The organism is Foliimonas ilicis, from assembly GCF_039939195.1.
In the GTDB taxonomy this organism is placed as follows: domain Bacteria; phylum Pseudomonadota; class Alphaproteobacteria; order Rhizobiales; family Rhizobiaceae; genus Foliimonas; species Foliimonas ilicis.
In genome coordinates this window covers 882,501-902,427 of record NZ_JBDUUH010000001.1, presented here as the reverse complement: position 1 = coordinate 902,427, position 19,927 = coordinate 882,501, and the positions used below count along the sequence as shown (strand labels likewise).

The following is a 19,927-nucleotide window of genomic DNA, read 5'->3' as shown; positions in this document are numbered from 1 at the left end:
TTCAACCGATCGCTGGGTCGATGTTATCGGGCGCGGCCGACAACGGTCGCGACGGTCGTAGAGACTGGCCCGGATCATGTGGCGGGTGCTCGTCTTCACTCTTGGCAGGCCCCTTGGCGACCAGCTTCAGCATGTAGCTAACGCCTGTGCCAAAAACTGCGAAATACATGACCATGAAGGCCACCAAGGTGACTGACAGTGCCAGTGCCGAGTGGTTCGAGACCCCATCAGCCGTGCGCATCACTCCGTAAACAAGCCAGGGCTGGCGACCGATCTCAGTCGTGTACCACCCGGCCAGGATCGCGATGAGACCGGACGGCCCCATCCATATCGCGAGGCGCAGAAACCAAGTTTGTTCGTACAATCCCCTGCGCCAACGCAGCCAGAGGCTCCAGGCGCCTAGCACAAGCATGAGCACGCCCAGCCCGACCATGATACGGAAAGACCAGAACACAACTGTCGAGTTCGGGCGATCTTCGGGCGCGAATTCGCTCAATCCCTGATACTGGCCGTCAAGGCTATGGGTCAGAATCAGCCCGCCGAGCCTTGGGATCGCGACCTTATAGCGGGTCTCTTCGGCCTCCATGTCCGGCCAGCCGAACAAAATGAGCGGTACGCCGGCACCCGGTTCATTGCGCCAATGGCCTTCCATTGCCGCAACCTTGGCCGGTTGGTGCTCGAGCGTGTTCAATCCGTGCAAGTCGCCGACAAAGATCTGCGCCGGGGTAACGATCAACACCATCCACATAGCCATGGAAAACATCTTCCGGACGCTAGCATCCTGACGACCGCGCAACAGATGCCACGCGCCCGACGCACCCACGAAAAGTGCCGTGGCAAGAAAAGCAGCGACCGTCATGTGAGCGAGTCGGTATGGGAAGGAGGGATTGAAAATGACCTTCATCCAGTCGACAGGCACGACGACGTTGTTGACGATTTCAAACCCTTGCGGCGTCTGCATCCAGCTATTGGAGGCAAGAATCCAAGTCGCAGAAATCAACGTGCCGATCGCAACCATAATGGTCGAGAAGAAATGAAGACCCGGCCCGACTTTATTCCAGCCGAATAGCATCACGCCGAGGAAACCAGCCTCAAGAAAGAATGCGGTCAACACTTCATAGGCAAGAAGCGGCCCCGTGATCGAACCCGCAAATGCCGAGAAATAGCTCCAGTTCGTGCCGAACTGGTAAGCCATAACCAACCCGGACACGACACCCATGGCGAAGTTGACGGCAAAAATATGCGACCAGAAGTGATAGAGGTCGCGATAGACCGTGTTCTTTTTCCAGAGCCACAACCCCTCGAGCACAGCAAGATAGCTTGCCAGACCAATTGTTATGGCAGGAAAGATAATGTGGAACGAGATGGTGAAGCCGAACTGGATGCGAGCAAGTTCAAGCGCGGTCAATCCGAACATTTTACAGCCTCCTGTGGCTGGGCGGGTTGATCCTCCTCGATCGCAAGAGCCCCTGTTCGAGCCGAAAACGTGACTGCTGATTTCGGGCGCGTATCAACCGCAAGCTGGAAAACATCCGGTCGAGCATAATGCCCTACGACGTCGAGATCATACTTTCCGCGCACGATCATTCGACGATCGATTTCCGCAACCTTGATAGTCTCACCAGCAAAATCGGGCTCAACGAGAACATTGCCAAGCGGATCAACGATGCACGAGCCGCCGCGGATCAGAACAGTGCCGGGATCATCACCTTGAATAGGCGCGTAGTCAGCGGGGCCATCGCCGCGCGTGAGATACTGACAGGCGGAGACGACAAAGCAGCGCCCCTCCACTGCAATCGTTCGCATTGTGGGAAGCCAGGCATCGCGGTCATCGACGGTGGGAGCGCAATAGAGTTCAACACCTTGAGCATACATCGCCGCCCGTAACAGCGGCATGTAGTTCTCCCAGCAGATCACGCTGCCAATCCTACCAATCGACGTATCGACCACACCAATCGTGGAGCCGTCACCGAAACCCCATACCAGGCGCTCCAGCGCGGTAGGCATCAGCTTGCGGTGCTTGTAGAGGAGCTGGCCTGAAGGGGCGTAGGTCAGGGTCGAGCAATAGAGCGTACCCCCATCGCGCTCGATAACGCCCACCACCATATGGACGCCGTTGTCCCTCGCGATCTCTCCGATCCGCGATGCCTCAGATCCGGGAACATCAATGGCGCTTTCGAAATAACGTCGAAAGTCCTCCCTGCCTTCCGCACTACGCAGTCCGAGCCGCGCACCAAAATCCAACCCCTTGGGATATCCGCCGACAAACGCTTCGGGAAAAACGACGAGATCTGCGCCTTTTCCGGCGGCGTCGCGTGTCAATTCACACAGCTTGTCGATGGTCCGGGGGGTATCAAAAAGGATTGGTGCAGCTTGAATCACCGCTGCTTTAACAAGGGACATGACGAATTTCCTATAGTTAAACTACCGCACGTGTGCTGAGCGAGGGCTGCGTGATGAGACCGGCGAGTTGTGTAAGGCCATCTTCAAGATCTTCACGATCGGGTGCCACACCCAGCGAAATGCGGACAGCTTCGATAGGATGGGCAACAGTTGCAAAAGCGGAAGCCGGCACAATCGAGACACCCGCCCGGTCTGCATGCTCAGCGAAATCCGCTGCACGCCAATGCTCCGGCAACCGCAGCCAGAGATGATGTCCCCACGGATCTGCCGCGTACCCCAGATCACCAAGAATGGACGCCGCAAGCTTTTGACGTTCTGCGTTTTCTTCACGAATTGAACGGGTAATTTCGTCCAAAGCCCCCTCGACAATCCAGCGGCTCACCAAAGCCGACATCAAAGGAGGCGCCATGAGAATCGTAGCGCGCAACACACCGGCCAGACGCAGTGCTTTCGTACCGCTTGGCGCAACGACATAGGCAACGCGCAGAGCCGGACTCGCACATTTGGACAAAGTGGCGATATGCCAGGTGCTGTCAGGCGCCAATTCAGCCAGCGAAACCACGCGCTCAGGTCTCAACGGCGCATAAGGGTCATCCTCAATGATCGCTACGCCATTTTTGACCGCAATGGTCGCCAGTGCCCTCCGCCGATCTTCCGGCAAGCTTGCGGTCGTAGGGTTGTCGATCGTTGGAATGACATAGAGCGCTTTGGGGCTTCGCTCACGGCACACCTTTTCGAAAGCTTCGGGAATGATGCCCTTCTCGTCCATCGCCAAGGGCTCGATCGCCACCCCTTTTTGAATGGCGACCGCCTTGAGGCCCGGATAGGTCATGGCACCAGCAGCGACCACATCACCGCGATTGAGCAGAAATTCACACACCGCAAACAGCGCACTCTGCGCGCCACCCGTAATGACCACGCGATCAGAGGTCACGCCCTCGATCCGGGGGCCAAGCCAGCTTGCAGCCGCCTGCCTGTCAGGTTCAGATCCCGTGCTTTCCTGATAGTGAAGACTGAGTAAACCTCGGGCGCTTCCGAGGACACCGGCGATGCCGTTCGGAAATATCTTCCTGAAATCGACATCAGATGGCTGCGAGGGAATGTTCATGCTCAGGTCGATCAGAGGATGCGCCTGACCAGCGGCTGCACCATCGAGCGTCTCGCTGATAAATGTTCCGCGACCCGCTTGCGCCTCGACAAGCCCGCGACGACGGGCCTCGTTAAAAGCCCGCGTGACTGTAGTCAGATCGACGTTGAGCGCCTCGGCGATCGCCCGCTGCGCGGGAAGGCGATCGCCTCTCGCAACCCTTCCGGAGCGGATATCGGCTTCCAACGCCTCGACGATACCGAGATACTTCATTCTCGCATTTTCGATCATTCGTGGCTTCCACATCTTGCCCTCTCAAACTGTATGGCTTATTGACATACAGTTTACATAGCATGTATGGACCAGTGAGGGAAGCGGAGAATAGGTGGCGCACAGTTCTCAGGAAGATGCGCCGACCACACTGCTCGAAGCAGTCCCAACAAACCGCAAAGCCGATCAGGAGACCTGTCAGGGGGGGCTAGGCATGGCGAACGCCGTCACCGGAATTTGCATATCCTGCAAAAAAATGGACTTTGCAAATGTATGGGCCGTCGACTGCTTCTATGACGGGGAGAACATTCTGGTAATCCATCCGCGCAAATCCGCTGATTGTAGGATTCTCGAACCAGAATGCCCGGCAGAAGCTCTTCCTCCTGATAGCGCGCCAGACGCGGCCCAATGGCTGAAGCTCAACGCTCGCTTTTCTGCCAACCGGCCCAATATTTCGATCTCAAAGTCGCCTCCGAGCGACGCAGCCGCATTTATTGGGCAACCAGACAAGTTGAATCACTTCCTTTCAGAAAGCCCAGGCGATGGAAACATCTAGCTCAAACAGGACGGCCCAACCCGCAATCTCGCCGAAAGGCGGCCTCTACACGCTTGAGATAACTGGAAAGGATATCGCGCAAATCAATGCTGCTCGCACCTCGATCCCATGGGGCACTCCAATCAACATCGCCTTCCTAGGAAACGAGGACCACGCCCAACGCATTAATGCCGCAAAGGTCATACGATCTTGCGGATTCGAGCCGGTCCCAATCATCTCATCACGACGACTGCGTTCAGAACAGGACCGGGATAGTCTTCTAAGCGCTCTCATAAGCGAGGCCGCACCGTCGCGGTTTATTCTGGTCGGTGGCGATCCAGCGACGCCATCCGGCCCCTTCAAAGACTCGATAGCCCTGCTGCAAAGCAATGTTCTTCAAAGGCATGCAATTCGCCACGTTGGCATCGTTGGATACCCGGAGGGGCACCCCAAGATTGACACCGAAACGCTATGGCAGTCCCTGAAATGGAAGTATGAATTTCTCGTGGGTTCAGGATGCACAATTGAGATTACCACCCAGTTCGGATTTGACGCCGATGCCATTGTAAAGTGGATAGAGCGATTGCGAGATGAGGGTATCACTGCGCCGGTACGCATCGGGATACCCGGTCCCGCAAAAGCAGGAAAGCTGTTGAGATATGCCAGGCAGTTTGGTGTGGTCACGTCGGCCGGAATAGCGCGCCGGTACGGCCTGTCTCTGGTCAACGTCCTCCAATCGGTTGGTCCTGACCGCTATTGGGATCGAATCAGCGCCGGGTTGACTGGCCGGAATCTTGGACCAGTCCTCTACCACCTCTATCCATTTGGCGGCATTGATGAAGGCACACATTGGATAAACGGTCGATTGGCGGACCGCTATCCCGCACTTGCGAAGACGAATAAGGCGGAATAGCGTTATAGTTCAGACTCGTGTCGCGCTCACGTGAGCAACGGCGGCCACGAAGTCCGCTATTCTGGCCGACGGAAGTTCAGCTATATTGATGCGCTCGTCTTCGACCGCATATATCCCCCTCGCCTCGCGTAGCTGAATTATTTCCTCTCGCGAGAGCCGCATGAGCGAAAACACACCTGACCCGTGCCCCAGATAATCAAACTTTTGCGTACCCCTTTCCTCCCGAAACGCTTCCGAAAGCAGGCGTCGCTTCGACACGATAGACCGCCTCACCCACTCCAGCTCTTCCGCCACGATGCCATCAAAAGCGGATCTTCGAGTATGGTACGAACGATTGCGCTGCCATGATCAGGTGGCATCGATAGAGAGGACGAGCGACAAGCGCCATGTGCTCTACCGCCTTTGCAGCTATGTTGGCATTCCCAGTCATCACAAGGGCCCATCCGGTTCGCTCCGAGTAGAGCCCGAAATTCTTTGAGCAAGAGAACGCCACAAGCATTTCCGGCACTTGCGACACGAGTGCGCGAACGCCCTCGGCATCCTCGTCAAGCCCACGCCCAAAACGTTGATATGCAAGGTCAATAAGCGGGACGATACCCCGCCCTGTCAGGAGATGTGCAATTCCGTTCCATATGTCAGGTGACAGATCGGCTCCACATAGATTGTGGCAGGAGCCATGCAACAGGTCCACATCGCCAGCAGGAAAGCAGCTCAGGGCCGCCATCATTTCATCTACCTTAATCCCGGATCGCGCACGGTCATAGTAAGCGTATGAATTGATCCTAAGCCCGGCATCTGCGAAAATTGTCTGGTGATTGGCTCAGGAAGGGTCTGGTAGCCAGATTGTGGCTTCAGGTCTTGCGCGAGCGATCAAGCCGGCAAGAATTCGGAGCGCGCCCGTCCCGCCGGTCGCCTGAATTCCAGCGAACTTATCTGAATTCTGGACTTGCCCTTATTTAGTGGAGAGGTTCTGTCATTAATTTACGGTTCGCCGTCTCGAACTGCACCGGCGATTTATACCCGAGGGCAGAATGTCTTCTGATGGGATTATAGAATCCGTCAATATATTCGCCAATGGCTTTGATCGCATCCTTGCGTGTCTGGAACACAGTTCTCCATATCAGTTCCGACTTGATCGTCTTGAAGACGGTTTCCACCATCGAATTATCGTAACAATTTCCTTTTCCGCTCATGGATGGAAGCATTTTGTGAGCTCTGAGGATTTTGCGATACTCATAACTGGCATATTGACTTCCCCTGTCCGAGTGCTGGATCAACCCCGGCTTTGGTTGCCGGATTGCAATAGCCTTATTCAAAGCACAGATAGCCAGATCCTTTTTCATCCGGTCACGCGCTTCCCAACCGATGATGCGACGAGAATAGAGATCGACAACGATTGCCAGATATAGCCAGCCTTCGGTGGTCCATATGTAACTGATATCGACACCCCATTTCTGATCCGGTCCATCACAGGTAAAGTCCTGATCCAGAAGATTGGGAGCGACAGCCTCGCCATGATTGCTGTCGGTCGTGCGTTTGAAGCGCGTTTTCTGCCGGGCTTTAAGACTGTTTTCGCGCATCAGTCGCGCCGTGCGGTGACGACCTGCCCGAATGCCTTCTTCATTCAGTTCGACATGCATGCGAGGACTTCCATAAGTTTCACGCGACAGCGCAAACTGGTTACGAATGTGGGCCAAGATAATCATGTCATCAAGCTGACGACGACTGGGCAAACGATGCTTCCATGCATAATAGCCGCTGATGCTGACACCTGCGAAAGCACATAGCCGTGACAGAGACATATGGGCCTTCTCCGTGTCGATGAACGCAAACTTCATCGACTTGTCTCCCGCGCGAAGAAGGCCGTCGCTTTTTTTAATAAATCTCGTTCCTGTCGTAGAAGCTCATTTTCTTTTCGAAGACGGGCAAGCTCCTGGTTCATGTCCTCATGCGGACCAGAAAGCAAATCTTTCTCAGAAATATTACGCCGCCAACGGTCAAGTGTTGACTTGCCAATGCCAAGGTCGTCGGCAACCGATGAAATGCTTCGACCGCTCGTCGTTAAAATACGAACGGCTTCGCGTTTGAACTCTTCTGTAAATTCTCGCTGCTTCAATTCTAACTCTCCTGTCACTTTTATTTAACAGAAGCCCTTGTCTTATGAATTTTTGCCGAGGCTATAATAACATGCCAGTGGCGATAAGGGTTGGATCGAAGAAGGCCTGGTTTAAAGAACCGAAGTGGAGTGTGGTCACCCTTATCTTTTCAACTGTCCTGAACGGATACTTGGTCTTTGTGACCGTATGACAAGAATAGGAAGCGGAAAAGATTATGCGTGACGTTATCGGAATTGACGTTTCTAAAGCCTTTTTGGATGCTTATAAGACAACTACAAAAGAGCATAAGCAATTTCCCAATAATCCCCGGGGATGCTGCGCCTTGTTGCGTTGGCTCGATCATACCAAAGTAATTTTTGAAGCGACCGGCTCCTACCATAGAGTTCTTGAGAAAACCCTTGCTGAGACCGGAATAGCATTCGTCAAAGTTAACCCAAGGCAAGCCCGCCGCTTCGCTGAAGCCGCAGGGTTCATGGCAAAAACTGACAAAATAGACGCGGCCATGCTCGCCAAGATGGAGGCCGCACTTGATTTAAAAGAAACCACAGTAAAAGTCGAACTATTACATGTGCTTAAAGAGCTATCGATGTCTCGATTAGGGCTCATCAAGGATCGCACAGCTACGGCTAACCGATTGCAAATAGCTCAGCAAGCTTTGGTGAGACGTCAACTAAAAGCTCGCCTTCGTTTCATTGAGAAGCAGCTAGCCGAGTTGGATGGCGCACTGATCGAGTTGATTGAAAGTGATGATCAATTGAACAGGCGCTATCAAATTCTCAGAAGCATTCCAGGTATTGGCGCAATCACCGCAATCACAATGTTGATTGAAATGCCCGAACTCGGAAGTTTGGATTCGAAAGAAGCCGCATCTCTCGCAGGTTTGGCTCCGCTTACCAGGCAGTCCGGAACATGGAAAGGCAACGCATACATAAAAGGTGGGCGAAGGACATTGCGATGCGCCATGTACATGCCAGCCGTAGTTGCTCTGCGCTTCAATCCGGATTTAAAGCAAAAGTACACCGCTTTAAGAGAATTTGGAAAACCTGCAAAAGTGGCCATAACCGCAATCATGCGAAAGCTTATTATAATCGCGAACGCCCTGCTTAAACAGGAACGAATGTGGTCCGATAAAACTGCTTGATTAAAACGGATACTCCACTTTTGAAGGGGAAGTCCATTCGACTTCCCAACTAGCAGCGCGCCGATTCGCTCGACGAACCGAGCATCCCCTTTGGCACCTACATAAGTCTTCGTATCGCGCTCGGCCAGAAGGCGCCTTTCCGCCTCTGTTACTGCTGCCATGATCGGCGTGTGGCCATTCTCGTCACGAAAAACGCCGATCCCCCAATCGAGTTTAAGAGGACGCATGTCGGAACGCACGGCGTTCCCAAGCGCAAGGATGGGATCCGGCGGCGGCGGCGATAATGTTTAAAACATGCTCACCAACCTCACGCGCAGGTGCTGACCCGCCAAGCTTGAGTGACGGGCTGACCTTTTCCAGCCTCGCCAATCCTTCATCGATCTCTGAATCCGTCAGGGTTAATGGCGACAACAGGCGCAGAACATTATCTCCGGCCAGTACGGTCAACAGCCCGTTCGCCCGTGCCGCTGTCGCAACCAACTCAACCGGAAGCGCGCAATGCAATGGCGTCCTGCCGCCCCGCCTGAGTTACCGCATTATCCATTCCCAAACCCGCTCCTGCTGCCGACGCACCTAGACAAAGACACGATTGCAATATAAGTATGGGCAAACGCCATACACTCATCATACAGGCATAATCCAAACCCAATCAGATCAGATCTGCGAGCAAAGCTAACTTGCGACGAAACGCGCAATGTGCACGCGAACAAAGGGTGATTTTGGGCGAAATTCTGCGGAGAAATGTATGGCCTCAACCAAAGGAGCCATACAATGCATAGTCGACCTACACAGTCCTCAGACCAAAATTCCGCGCTGACGCTCAAAGCCTCTCTTGCACACTGCCCCCTCGTGGCGGTTCTGCGATGGATTGCGCCGGAAGAGGCCGAGGCCGTTACGGAGGTACTCATTGCGGCGGGCTTCCGCCTGATCGAAGTGCCGCTGAACTCCCCTGATCCGCTAAACAGCATTGAGCGGCTGGCGAGGCGATTCGGAGCGGACGCCCTCATCGGGGCAGGGACGGTGATGTCACCTTCCGCCGTTACCCAAGTTCGCGATGCCGGCGGACGCCTCGTAGTCATGCCTCACGCCGATCTCGCCGTTGTCACCGCCGCTCATGCTCAACAGATGGCCTGCTTCCCCGGCGTTGCCACGCCAACCGAAGGCTTTGCAGCTCTCCAGGCCGGCGCCGACGGATTGAAAATCTTCCCGGCCGAAGCGATCTCTCCCACCGTCCTCAGAGCTTGGCGCGCAGTCTTTGCTGCCGACATCCCACTTCTGCCAACAGGCGGAATCACACCCGAATCCATGCGCTCCTGGCGAGATGCCGGAGCAAGCGGATTCGGTATCGGTGGCAATCTTTATCGACCGGGCCGCTCTCTCGACGAAATCGCAGCCAGCGCCACGGCTTTCGTTCAAGCCTGGCGGGAGTTGGCATCCCCCCAGAGCGCTGAAAGCCCATAAGGGGACGCTATGCACACCACGAGCAACCTCATCAACGTCGACTTTACGGAGCGCCAACTCTGGTCGCGCATCCTGTCCGAAGCTGACCAGGTCTCAAACGAGGAAGCTTTTCTTGAGCCCGTTATCGCTGACTGCATCTCGCAGTCGGACGATCTACCCGCCGCAATAGTCAAGCGGATCGCGAGTCTCCTGACGCCACCACAGCCAGGGTCATCGCTCCAGGCAACTTTGCACGCCTTGCTGGTCGAGAGCCCACCTATTCTGGCAGCCGCGAGCTTCGATCTCGCAGCCGTCCTTGATCGTGATCCCGCCACCAGCAAGGCGCTGCACGTCATTCTCCACGCCAAGGGCTTTCTGGCGCTCCAAACCCACCGGTTCGCAAACACCTTATGGAAGACAGGCCGCCGGGAGTTCGCCTTATATTTACAGGGATGCGCCTCACGGCTGTTCCAGGTGGACATCCATCCGGCAGCACATCTGGGCGTCGGAATATTCTTCGATCATGCGACCGGTATCGTAATAGGCGAAACCAGCACCATCGACGACGACGTGTCGATTCTTCAAAATGTCACGCTCGGTGGCACTGGCAAACAGACCGGAGACCGTCATCCGAAAATCAGATCTGGCGTCCTGATCGGAGCTGGAGCAGCTATTCTCGGAAACATCGAGATCGGCGCCAACGCACGCATCGGCGCTGGATCAGTCGTCCTAAAACCCGTTGCACCCGGCTCGACTGTCGCTGGCGTTCCAGCCCGCGTGCTTAGCCAGAATCGCTCTTTTGAACCCTCCCGCACCATGGATCAGGTCTTCGACGAGGAGCAGCCCCTCTTTGACGTCGGCCTTTAGCGCAAACGAAAACCCAAGGTCACAAACATGGATCAGATGTCCGACACCACCCCGACGACCAGAAGCACGCTACCCAATGGCAGCATCCCCGCTCTGGTGACTCCCATGCTCGCGGACGGAGCCATCGACTGGGCCACCTATCGCCGTTTGATCGACTGGCACATCGCTTCTGGCACCGATGCCCTTGTCGTCATGGGATCGACCGGTGAAAGCGCGACAGTCTCGATGACAGAACATCGCGACATCATCGCCGCCGCCGTCGATCACGCTTCCGGTCGCATACCGATCATCGCCGGGACAGGTGCAAATTCGACCAGTGAGGCGATCGAGCTCACGAGCGATGCTCGTGAAGCCGGGGCAATAGCCGCCCTGTCCGTGGTTCCTTATTACAACAAGCCAACGCAGGAAGGTATTTTCCAGCACTTCCGCACGATCGTCGAGACTGTAGAGATTCCACTCATCCTCTATAATGTGCCGGGCCGGACGATCGCAGACATGACGAATGAAACCGTTCTGCGCCTTGCGGACATTCCGAACATTGTCGGCATCAAGGACGCGACCGGTGATATTGGTCGCGGCGTCATGCTCATGCGGGATCTGCCTGAGGACTTCGCTGTCTACAGTGGTGATGACCCGACAGCCGCAGCGCTCATGTTGATGGGGGCAAGAGGCAACATCTCCGTCACGGCCAATGTAATCCCACAAATCATGAGTCGACTGTGCGCTGTTGCCCGATCGGGCAACGTCGAGGAAGTTCGAGAGATCAGCAGGCGGATTGCTCCCCTGCATCAAGCAATGTTCGTGGAGTCCAACCCGATTCCGGTCAAGTGGGCGCTCGAACGCCTTGGCCTGCTGGAAGCACATTACCGTTCGCCGCTTACACCGCTGAACCCGATCTTTCACGAAATGATTGATGCAGCGCTTCAACGAGCGTCGGCTTGAGAACTGCCATGGGACGCCAAAGGTCCCTCGTACCCAGAGATGCAGCCATTGGATTGACGTCGTCAAACCAATCGAAATCAGGGATGGGCTTGCCCTTGGCGCAGACGGATTAGCCTTCGGCAAGGCCCGTGCCCGAAACGAGGAAAGGCGTCGCAACTATGCTTGCGACACCTCGGCGCAAGCCATGGACCTACATAATTCTTGTATTGTATGGCATAATAACATACATAAACTGCAAACAGTGTATGGCGAGACCCAGTTGGATGGGGAGAGAGCGCGCATACGATCCAAGGGTACGGACATGAATTACGACAAGACCTTCGAAGATTTGCTGGCCGAGATGAAGCTCGACGGCCGCTACAGAACCTTCGCGGAGCTCGAACGGATATCAGGCGAGTTCCCGACCGCCCTCTGGCATCGTCCAGACGGAGAGAAACAACGCGTCACGGTCTGGTGCAGCAACGACTACCTCGGCATGGGCCAGCATCCGGATGTACTCGCCGCAATGCACAAAGCTATCGATCTTTCAGGCGCAGGTACGGGCGGAACGCGTAATATATCCGGTACCAATCGCCAGCATGTCGCGCTGGAGACCGAACTGGCAGACCTTCACGGCAAAGATGCGGCGCTGATCTTCACGTCAGGCTGGATTTCCAACCTTGCGGCCCTCGGCACGCTTGGCCGTGTCCTGCCCAACTGCGCGATTTTCTCCGATGCTCAGAACCACAACTCAATGATCGAAGGCATCCGGAGATCCGGCGCGGAGAGGTTTATCTTCCGGCATAACGACGTCACACATCTCGACGAACTCATGAGCGAGATCGATCCCGCGCGCCCGAAAATCGTCGCGTTCGAGAGCGTCTACAGTATGGACGGCGATATAGCCCCGATCGCCGATATATGCGATGTCGCGGAGAAACACGGTGCGTTGACTTACCTTGATGAAGTTCATGCCGTCGGCCTCTATGGGCAGGGCGGCGGAGGTGTTGCAGAACGCGACGGACTTGCAGATCGCCTGACCATCATCGAGGGAACTCTTGCCAAAGCGTTCGGTGTCATGGGGGGCTATGTCACCGGACCGACAATGTTGATCGATGTCATCCGCAGCATGGCCGACAGTTTCATCTTCACGACATCGCTCTGTCCGCATCTCGCCGCCGGCGCGCTTGCGGCTATTCAGCACGTAAGGGCGCATCCAGAAGAACGGGCACGGCAAGCCGCCAATGCTACGCTGCTGAAGGCCATGCTGAGGGATGCCAACTTGCCGGTACTAGATACACCGAGCCACATCCTGCCGGTCATTGTCGGCGAGGCACATCTTTGCAAACGCATCAGTGAGCGCCTGCTCACCGAGCATGGCATCTACGTGCAGCCGATCAACTATCCCACCGTCGCGCGCGGGCAGGAACGGCTACGTATTACCCCGACACCTTTCCACATCGAGGCTCACATGCGAGCGCTGGTCGATGCTCTCGTCGCAGTCGGGAGCGATCTGGGCTGGGCCGCCGTTAGGCAAGCCGCCTGACGGCACCATTGTCCAGGAGAATTCTATGTCTCAAAGCGTCATTACAGCCAATCGCCTGACCGACGGTGCCGTCGTCTGGCTCGACCACACCGATCAATGGAGCGATCGTCTCGATACCGCTCTGGTTCTCGATGACGAAATTCTGCCTGTTTCCCTTGAACGCCTGCAGGAGCGAGACTCCAACCTTGCCGTCGACATTCGCGGCATCGCGGTCAATATTATAGGTAACACCCCCGTCCCCAGGCTCGCCGAGAAAAGTTGCGCGGCGTCGGGCCAAGCGTGCGCCCCGACCTCACCGGAACTCCACCCAACGAGCGTTGGGCGGCGCCTCCGCTGCCAGAACCGCCCTCTACCGAGTTCGACATCACCCTTCGCCGGCATCCATCGTTAGGACGAATATGACCGCCAGTTTCTCCGTGACAGAGCAGAGCAATTTCGCGGTCAAGTACGGCGGCGCCTTTCCGGGGAGTTGAGCGAAGAGGAGTTCAAGCCATTGCGGCTGATGAACGGCCTATATCTCCAACTCCATGGATACATGCTGCGCGTCGCGCTGCCTTATGGTGTCTTGAGCGCCTCGCAGATGCGCCAGCTCGCCTATGTCGCGCGATATTTAACCTCGGGTATGACGATGAGGCTGCAAGCCGCTATCTTGGGTCGGAAGACATTCGCCGGAACTCCAGACAGCCCCGGAGGACACGAGACGGAGGAACCGTCGTGCGTAGGGCGACCGGGCTCAGTCCGATCTCAAACCATGCCACAGGACTGGACGAAGGAACGTCGTCTCCTTCAGGTCGCTCTCAATGGACATGCGTAACAGCTACTCAATCGGCAGCCCGACACCGCCTCGTACACCGAGGGCGACAGTATGGTTCCAGCAAAGGGATTACCAATGGAGCGCATGCATCTGCGGCGACTAGCGGATACATTCCGGGCGCACAGCCCGACGAAACGTCTATCAAACTAAACACTAATGAAAACCCATTTCCTCCAAGCCCCACGGTCATGGCTGCTCTGGCGGAAATCACAGCACGCTCACTCCAACGCTATCCAGATCCCTTGTCGCGTCAGTTCAGGGAAGTGGCCGCCAAACTTCACGGCGTAACCTCAAACCAGATCATCGCGACAAACGGTGGAGACGAGCTTTTGCGCTTGGCACTCACCACGTTCGTCGACCCAGGTCGCCCGATCGGCATCATTACGCCAAGTTACGGAGTCTATTCGGTTCTGGCCGAAATCCATCAGGCCGAGTTGAGCGCTGTCCCCTTGACGCAAGACTGGAAAATCTCTGACGCGACAGCGGAACGATGGAATGCAGATGGAGCACAACTCTCGCTGCTAACAAATCCCCACGCACCGTCAGGGACTCTGTTCTCTCTTTCGGATATCAAACGACTAGCATCCGCCTTCCGCGGCGTGTTGTTGATCGATGAGGCCTACATCGATTTCGTCGACCCTTCTCTCCAGCAAGACACCATCGCACTCACCATCAAACATCCCAATGTTCTTTTGCTGCGAACATTGAGCAAGGGATATGCACTCGCAGGATTACGCCTCGCCTACGGGATCGGCAGCAATGGTCTCATTGCGCCAATGGTCGAGAGAACTAAAGATTCGTATAACGTCGACGCGATCGCGCAACATCTTGGGGTCGCCGCGCTTCTGGATCAAAGTTATGCGAGAATCAGTTGGGTCCATGTCCGACAAGAGCGTGGTCGGGTTCGGCACGATCTTGGGCTGCTCGGATTTGATGTGATCGAGCCGCAAACGAACTTCCTCCTCGCCTCTCTTCCCACGCAATCACGTTGGCCCAACGGCGCGAGCCTTCTCAATGAACTACAGGCACGGAATATCTATGTCCGCTGGTTCAATGAAGACCGCCTGACTCGGAAGCTTCGGATTTCCATCGGAACGCAGCAAGAAAATGACCTCCTGCTTGCTGCCATACGCGATGCATGTTCACCGTAGCCAACCTTAACGCAACCGAACTAATACCAACCGTCATTGATTAGAACCCTTGTGCCCATTCACGCCTTCCGATCGACATGATCTTCCACGGTCGGTCCTGCAGTGTTCGCCAGGCGTAGCAGCAATGATCGACGATATCCTCGTATGACTTGAAGACACGGTTTGAAAGCCAGTTATCCCGCATGAACTGCCAGATATTTTCGACGGGGTTCAACTCGGGCGATTTGGGCGGCAGTGGCAGGATGGTGATGTTTTCTGGGACGATGAGATTGTTGGACATGTGCCATCCCGCCTGATCCATGATGAGGACGGCGTGTGCGTTGTCGTCGACATTGCGGGATATCTCGATCAGGTGCTGGTTCATGGCATGGGTGTCGCACCACGGCATGACGAGAGCCGCCGCCTTGCCCTGCTTGGGGCAGATCGCGCCGAAGATGTAGGCCGAGCGCGTTCGCTGGTCATGGGGCGCGGATGGCCTTGATCCCCGCTTGGCCCAGCGGCGGGTGATCTTGTTCTTCTGCCCGATACGAGCCTCGTCCTGAAACCAGACCTCGATCACTTTGCCCTTGGCGGGACCTGCAGCGATTTCTGCCACAGCGGCGGGGAAGTTTTTTTAAATGCCCCGGCCGCCCCGGCATCCTGCGCATGATGTCTTGGGCGAGCCGAGAGCTTGCGATAGCCCATGGCACGCACCTCGCGGCCCAGGGTCTCCTCGCTCACCGAGATACGGAAGTCTTCCCAAATCCACTGTGCAAGATCACACAGACGCCAGCGAACGACGCCATCCAGATACGGGGTCGGTCCGCGCTCTATGGCTTGCGCCAAAGCCGTTCGCTGTTCATCGTTCAGGAGAGAAGGCTTGCCCGGGGCCTTGCCGTTGATCAGGCCGTCGGGACCGCGTTCATTGAAGCGCACAACCCAGTCGCGCACGATCTGAACCGTCACACTGCCAAGCCGGGCGGCATCGGCGCGTGAGCCGCCATCATAGATCGATGCGAGTGCCAGAAGCCGCCGCGCCTGATCGGCATCGCGTGTCTGCCGAGCCAGAAGCCGCAACCTGGCTCCGTCGAAGTCCGACCGTAATGAAAGCGCTGAACCCATCGCAAACCTCCCGTTTGCACCAGAGATTCAGATTCGTCGGCTGATGGGAATCCCCCCATCAGAGTCATACTCAATGACGACTGGTATAAGTCAGAGGCGAGCTGCAGTATTCCAGGCCGCCGCGCGTTTCCTGACGGAGTGAATATCTTGAACAGGCATAATGCAGATCATAGAGCATCTGGCCAATCAGCCCGCGCACCTCGCTATCGAACGGTCGTCTTTGACCTGGATGGAACGCTTGCTGATACAGCTCCTGATCTTGCCGCCTCGATAAACGACATGCTTCAGCAGATGAGGCGAAACGCTCTGACCGTCGACCAGGTCCGGCCATTCGTGGGTGACGGTGTTCACGAGCTGGTTCGCAGGGCACTGGCGGCGTCGGGACGCTGCTCGGAAGACATTTTCGACCTCCACTTCCCAGTGTTCATAAACCACTATGAAAACCACCTTGCAGACCATAGCCGCGCTTGGCCAGGTGTGACAAATGCGCTGCAAGCTCTCCTGTCATCCGGTGTGGCGCTGGCACTGTGCACAAACAAGCTTGAGAAGCTCACTATCCCTTTCCTGGAAAGGCTCGGACTCGAGGACGTGTTTGCCGCGGTCATCTGCGGAGATACATTATCGACGCGCAAACCGGATCCAGCACCCTTGCTGGAAGCAGTCAGACGCACCGCGAGGTCATCGGCCCTTTTCGTCGGCGACACCGGGGTGGACATCGCAACTGCCGAAGCAGCTGGTCTGCCGATTGTCATCGTCGATATGATCGGCGGCTCTCCGGCGGCGCTTGATCCTCGGGTTCAAGCCGTCATATCGGACTTCTCGACGTTGGTAGACCTTGTGCTTGGCGACAAAGGTCCAGCCAGCGAGTGATGTCGCGGGAAAAAAGGTCGGCGCAAATTGCCGCCGATTCCGTCCTATTCCGGACCAAAAATACCCGCCCTATTGATTCCGATATGATTCCTACGCCGAATTTCGGACCATTTTAAGGACAGCAGAAAGCCCGCTAAGTCATTGACTTAGCGGGCTAAAATTTGGTTGCGGGGGCAGGATTTGAACCTGCGGCCTTCAGGTTATGAGCCTGACGAGCTACCGGGCTGCTCCACCCCGCGTCACCAAGAAGCGGCGATGCCGCTTTAGAATTGGGCGACGGTGTCGCCTTTTTTTGCCAAAGCAGATGTTTTTGCCAAAGCAAAGGGCCGCTTACGCGGCCCGCGGTCCCGATTGAGCGGGCCTTTTGTTTTGTGTTGAGAAGATTTTCACATGCAATTTGCAGACCTGGCAGCGACTTACTCTCCCGCGTCTTAAGACGAAGTACCATCAGCGCTGGAGCGTTTCACGGCCGAGTTCGGAATGGGATCGGGTGCAGCCGCTCCGCCATAACCACCAGGTCGGCAAAGTGCATGTTTTATCGAGAAGCTTTTTGAGCGAATAGCCAATAGTGAGTAGCGAATAGGGATATCCTGTTTGCTGCCCGCTCATGAGCTTTTCGCTGGTCTTGTTTGTGCCTTGACGACGTTAATCGCTACTTTCGGGCAAAGCCCGCAAGCGCGACTGCGCGTCGCCGGTCGTCCGGCGCCCTCGCGGAGCATAGGGCCGAAGGCCCGCTCATGCGTGAGCGCTTTAGATGGACATAAGTAATGAGAACGATCAAGCCGATCGAACTATTAGTACCGGTAAGCTTCATGCGTTGCCGCACTTCCACACCCGGCCTATCAACGTGGTCGTCTTCCACGGTTCTCAGGGAATACTCGTTTTAAGGTGGGTTTCCCGCTTAGATGCCTTCAGCGGTTATCCCGTCCGGATATAGCTACCCTGCTATGCGGCTGGCGCCACAACAGGTCCACCAGAGATCCGTCCATCCCGGTCCTCTCGTACTAGGGACAGATCCTTTCAATATTCCTACACCCACGGCAGATAGGGACCGAACTGTCTCACGACGTTCTGAACCCAACTCACGTACCGCTTTAAATGGCGAACAGCCATACCCTTGGGACCTGCTCCAGCCCCAGGATGCGATGAGTCGACATCGAGGTGCCAAACAACCCCGTCGATATGGACTCTTGGGGGTCATCAGCCTGTTATCCCCGGCGTACCTTTTATCCGTTGAGCGATGGCCCTTCCACGCGGGACCACCGGATCACTATGACCGACTTTCGTCTCTGCTCGACTTGTCAGTCTCGCAGTCAGGCGGGCTTATGCCATTGCACTCGACGACCGATTTCCGACCGGTCTGAGCCCACCATCGCGCGCCTCCGTTACTCTTTAGGAGGCGACCGCCCCAGTCAAACTACCCACCATACATTGTCCCGGACCCGGATAACGGGCCGCGGTTAGACATCCATAGAGATAAGGGTGGTATTTCAAGGGTGGCTCCACCAAGGCTGGCGCCCTGGCTTCAAAGCCTACCACCTATCCTACACATGCCACTACGAATGCCAATGTAAAGCTATAGTAAAGGTGCACGGGGTCTTTCCGTCTAACCGCAGGAACCCCGCATCTTCACGGGGAATTCAATTTCACTGAGTCTATGCTGGAGACAGCGGGGAAGTCGTTACGCCATTCGTGCAGGTCGGAACTTACCCGACAAGGAATTTCGCTACCTTAGGACCGTTATAGTTACGGCCGCCGTTTACTGGGGCTTCGATTCAGAGCTTGCACCCCTCCTCTTAACCTTCCAGCACCGGGCAGGCGTCAGACCCTATACGTCGTCTTGCGACTTCGCAGAGCCCTGTGTTTTTGATAAACAGTCGCTACCCCCTGGTCTGTGCCACCCACATATACTTGCGTACATATGGGTCACGCTTCTTCCGAAGTTACGCGTGCAATTTGCCGAGTTCCTTCAGCATAGTTCTCTCAAGCGCCTTGGTATACTCTACCAGTCCACCAGTGTCGGTTTCGGGTACGGTCTATTAGTGGGAGCTATTTCCTGGAACCACTTCGCTGCCAGATCAATCCAATAAGACCTGACAACACACGTGATCCGTCACTACCCACAGGCCCACGAATATTAACGTGGTTCCCATCGTCTACGCATTTCTGCCTCGACTTAGGGGCCGGCTAACCCTGCTCAGATTAGCTTTAAGCAGGAACCCTTGGACTTTCGGCGGGGGAGTCTCTCACTCCCCTTACGTTACTCATGTCAGCATTCGCACTTCTGATACCTCCACCACCCCTCACGGGTATGGCTTCGTCAGCTTACAGAACGCTCCGCTACCGCTTGCATGTAAACATGCAAACCCAAAGCTTCGGTGTATGGCTTTAGCCCCGGTACATTTTCGGCGCAAAGACCCTTATTTAGACCAGTGAGCTGTTACGCTTTCTTTAAATGATGGCTGCTTCTAAGCCAACATCCTGGTTGTTTTGGGATCCTCACATCCTTTCCCACTTAGCCATAACTTGGGGACCTTAGCTGTTGGTCAGGGTTGTTTCCCTTTTCACGACGGACGTTAGCACCCGCCGTGTGTCTGCCGACTATTACTCTCGGGTATTCGGAGTTTGGTTAGGTTTGGTAATCCGGTGAGGACCCCTAGCCCATCCAGTGCTCTACCCCCCGAGGTATTCGGTCGACGCTCTACCTAAATAGATTTCGCGGAGAACCAGCTATTTCCGAGTTTGATTGGC

General features: G+C 55.8%; 16 protein-coding genes, 1 tRNA gene, 2 rRNA genes and 2 pseudogenes (1 of these 21 running past the window's edge). 11 read left to right on the top strand and 10 right to left on the bottom strand.

The genetic code is table 11. The features are described 5' to 3' along the window. Position 1: 1 nt before the first annotated feature. From ABFT80_RS04520 to ABFT80_RS04510, 3 genes are read right to left on the bottom strand one after another with little or no spacing between them, the layout of a single operon-like run. Positions 2-1,417 carry a cytochrome ubiquinol oxidase subunit I gene (locus ABFT80_RS04520; RefSeq protein WP_347970635.1) on the bottom strand — a complete coding sequence of 472 codons (1,416 nt, stop codon included), beginning with the start codon at positions 1,415-1,417 and terminating at the stop codon, positions 2-4. Further along, a complete protein-coding gene (locus ABFT80_RS04515) occupies positions 1,405-2,403 on the bottom strand; it encodes a carbon-nitrogen hydrolase family protein (RefSeq protein WP_347970634.1) in 999 nt (332 codons plus the stop codon). Before ABFT80_RS04515 ends, ABFT80_RS04520 begins: the two co-directional genes overlap by 13 nt. Positions 2,404-2,419: 16 nt before the next feature. Then, positions 2,420-3,781 carry an aminotransferase-like domain-containing protein gene (locus ABFT80_RS04510; RefSeq protein WP_347970633.1) on the bottom strand — a complete coding sequence of 454 codons (1,362 nt, stop codon included), beginning with the start codon at positions 3,779-3,781 and terminating at the stop codon, positions 2,420-2,422. Between the two features lie 94 nt (positions 3,782-3,875). On the opposite strand from ABFT80_RS04510, the gene ABFT80_RS04505 reads away from it, so the two are divergent. Together ABFT80_RS04505 and ABFT80_RS04500 are read left to right on the top strand one after the other, a co-directional pair. Next, positions 3,876-4,316, top strand: coding sequence for a ferredoxin family protein (locus ABFT80_RS04505; protein ID WP_347970632.1), 441 nt, complete (start codon positions 3,876-3,878; stop codon positions 4,314-4,316). Then, complete coding sequence (locus ABFT80_RS04500) at positions 4,303-5,208, top strand: methylenetetrahydrofolate reductase (protein WP_347970631.1); 906 nt, start codon at positions 4,303-4,305, stop codon at positions 5,206-5,208. Before ABFT80_RS04505 ends, ABFT80_RS04500 begins: the two co-directional genes overlap by 14 nt. 301 nt (positions 5,209-5,509) lie before the next feature. Here the strand turns inward: ABFT80_RS04500 and ABFT80_RS28045 are convergent. Both ABFT80_RS28045 and ABFT80_RS04495 read right to left on the bottom strand, forming a co-directional pair. Beyond that, positions 5,510-6,016 (bottom strand): annotated as a pseudogene (locus ABFT80_RS28045) (aminotransferase class I/II-fold pyridoxal phosphate-dependent enzyme); the annotation flags it as partial. A 148-nt stretch (positions 6,017-6,164) separates the two neighbouring features. Next, positions 6,165-7,342, bottom strand: a protein-coding gene (locus tag ABFT80_RS04495) for an IS3 family transposase (RefSeq protein WP_347970630.1) whose coding sequence is annotated in 2 segments (ribosomal slippage) — positions 6,165-7,087 and positions 7,087-7,342 — 1,179 coding nt in all. Because the reading frame shifts where the segments join, the coding sequence is not laid out codon by codon here. A gap of 197 nt (positions 7,343-7,539) precedes the next feature. Between ABFT80_RS04495 and ABFT80_RS04490 the strand changes: the two genes are divergently transcribed. Further along, on the top strand, positions 7,540-8,466 hold the full coding sequence (locus tag ABFT80_RS04490) for an IS110 family RNA-guided transposase (protein WP_347970629.1): 927 nt from the start codon (positions 7,540-7,542) through the stop codon (positions 8,464-8,466). 213 nt (positions 8,467-8,679) lie between these two features. On the opposite strand, the gene ABFT80_RS04485 is transcribed toward ABFT80_RS04490, so the two are convergent. Next, positions 8,680-8,913, bottom strand: coding sequence for a hypothetical protein (locus ABFT80_RS04485; protein ID WP_347970858.1), 234 nt, complete (start codon positions 8,911-8,913; stop codon positions 8,680-8,682). A 324-nt stretch (positions 8,914-9,237) separates the two neighbouring features. On the opposite strand from ABFT80_RS04485, the gene ABFT80_RS04480 reads away from it, so the two are divergent. The 7 genes and pseudogenes from ABFT80_RS04480 (at position 9,238) to ABFT80_RS04450 (ending at position 15,205) form a co-directional block, all read left to right on the top strand. Continuing rightward, the gene (locus ABFT80_RS04480) at positions 9,238-9,927 is read left to right on the top strand and encodes a 2-dehydro-3-deoxy-6-phosphogalactonate aldolase (protein ID WP_347970628.1); all 690 of its coding nucleotides are present in this window, start codon (positions 9,238-9,240) and stop codon (positions 9,925-9,927) included. Positions 9,928-9,936: 9 nt separating this feature from the next. Continuing rightward, the gene (cysE, locus tag ABFT80_RS04475; RefSeq protein WP_347970627.1) at positions 9,937-10,773 is read left to right on the top strand and encodes a serine O-acetyltransferase; all 837 of its coding nucleotides are present in this window, start codon (positions 9,937-9,939) and stop codon (positions 10,771-10,773) included. Between the two features lie 36 nt (positions 10,774-10,809). Beyond that, positions 10,810-11,715, top strand: a complete 906-nt coding sequence (gene dapA, locus ABFT80_RS04470) for a 4-hydroxy-tetrahydrodipicolinate synthase (RefSeq protein ID WP_347970626.1) — start codon at positions 10,810-10,812, stop codon at positions 11,713-11,715. 301 nt (positions 11,716-12,016) lie between these two features. Then, a complete protein-coding gene (gene hemA / locus ABFT80_RS04465; protein WP_347970625.1) occupies positions 12,017-13,240 on the top strand; it encodes a 5-aminolevulinate synthase in 1,224 nt (407 codons plus the stop codon). Next, entirely contained in the window at positions 13,182-13,631 is a 450-nt protein-coding gene (locus ABFT80_RS28040; RefSeq protein WP_455189867.1) for a DUF2849 domain-containing protein, read from the top strand. The genes hemA and ABFT80_RS28040 overlap by 59 nt, the downstream gene beginning before the upstream one ends. Beyond that, positions 13,632-13,862 (top strand): annotated as a pseudogene (locus tag ABFT80_RS04455) (nitrite/sulfite reductase); the annotation flags it as partial. Positions 13,863-13,954: 92 nt separating this feature from the next. Next, entirely contained in the window at positions 13,955-15,205 is a 1,251-nt protein-coding gene (locus ABFT80_RS04450; protein WP_347970624.1) for a pyridoxal phosphate-dependent aminotransferase, read from the top strand. A 40-nt stretch (positions 15,206-15,245) separates the two neighbouring features. Here the strand turns inward: ABFT80_RS04450 and ABFT80_RS04445 are convergent. Next, a protein-coding gene (locus ABFT80_RS04445) for an IS630 family transposase (protein ID WP_347970623.1) occupies positions 15,246-16,306 on the bottom strand; the annotation gives its coding sequence in 2 pieces (ribosomal slippage) (positions 15,246-15,814 and positions 15,814-16,306; 1,062 coding nt in all). A gap of 138 nt (positions 16,307-16,444) precedes the next feature. Between ABFT80_RS04445 and ABFT80_RS04440 the strand changes: the two genes are divergently transcribed. Further along, positions 16,445-17,176 (top strand): HAD-IA family hydrolase, encoded by a 732-nt coding sequence (locus tag ABFT80_RS04440; protein WP_347970622.1) that lies wholly within the window; start codon positions 16,445-16,447, stop codon positions 17,174-17,176. Positions 17,177-17,338: 162 nt separating this feature from the next. On the opposite strand, the gene ABFT80_RS04435 is transcribed toward ABFT80_RS04440, so the two are convergent. The 3 genes from ABFT80_RS04435 to ABFT80_RS04425 form a co-directional block, all read right to left on the bottom strand. Continuing rightward, a tRNA-Met gene (locus ABFT80_RS04435) sits at positions 17,339-17,415 on the bottom strand. A gap of 164 nt (positions 17,416-17,579) precedes the next feature. Further along, positions 17,580-17,694, bottom strand: a 5S ribosomal RNA gene (gene rrf / locus ABFT80_RS04430). A 255-nt stretch (positions 17,695-17,949) separates the two neighbouring features. Then, positions 17,950-19,927 (bottom strand): 23S ribosomal RNA (locus ABFT80_RS04425) (it continues 827 nt past the right edge of the window).

Coding starts and splice junctions, on each gene's coding strand:
- ABFT80_RS04520 (WP_347970635.1), bottom strand. CDS start 1,417: ATGTTCGGATTGACCGCGCTTGAACTTGCTCGCATCCAGTTCGGCTTC.
- ABFT80_RS04515 (WP_347970634.1), bottom strand. CDS start 2,403: ATGTCCCTTGTTAAAGCAGCGGTGATTCAAGCTGCACCAATCCTTTTT.
- ABFT80_RS04510 (WP_347970633.1), bottom strand. CDS start 3,781: ATGATCGAAAATGCGAGAATGAAGTATCTCGGTATCGTCGAGGCGTTG.
- ABFT80_RS04500 (WP_347970631.1), top strand. CDS start 4,303: ATGGAAACATCTAGCTCAAACAGGACGGCCCAACCCGCAATCTCGCCG.
- ABFT80_RS04490 (WP_347970629.1), top strand. CDS start 7,540: ATGCGTGACGTTATCGGAATTGACGTTTCTAAAGCCTTTTTGGATGCT.
- ABFT80_RS04480 (WP_347970628.1), top strand. CDS start 9,238: ATGCATAGTCGACCTACACAGTCCTCAGACCAAAATTCCGCGCTGACG.
- cysE (WP_347970627.1), top strand. CDS start 9,937: ATGCACACCACGAGCAACCTCATCAACGTCGACTTTACGGAGCGCCAA.
- dapA (WP_347970626.1), top strand. CDS start 10,810: ATGTCCGACACCACCCCGACGACCAGAAGCACGCTACCCAATGGCAGC.
- hemA (WP_347970625.1), top strand. CDS start 12,017: ATGAATTACGACAAGACCTTCGAAGATTTGCTGGCCGAGATGAAGCTC.
- ABFT80_RS28040 (WP_455189867.1), top strand. CDS start 13,182: ATGCTCTCGTCGCAGTCGGGAGCGATCTGGGCTGGGCCGCCGTTAGGC.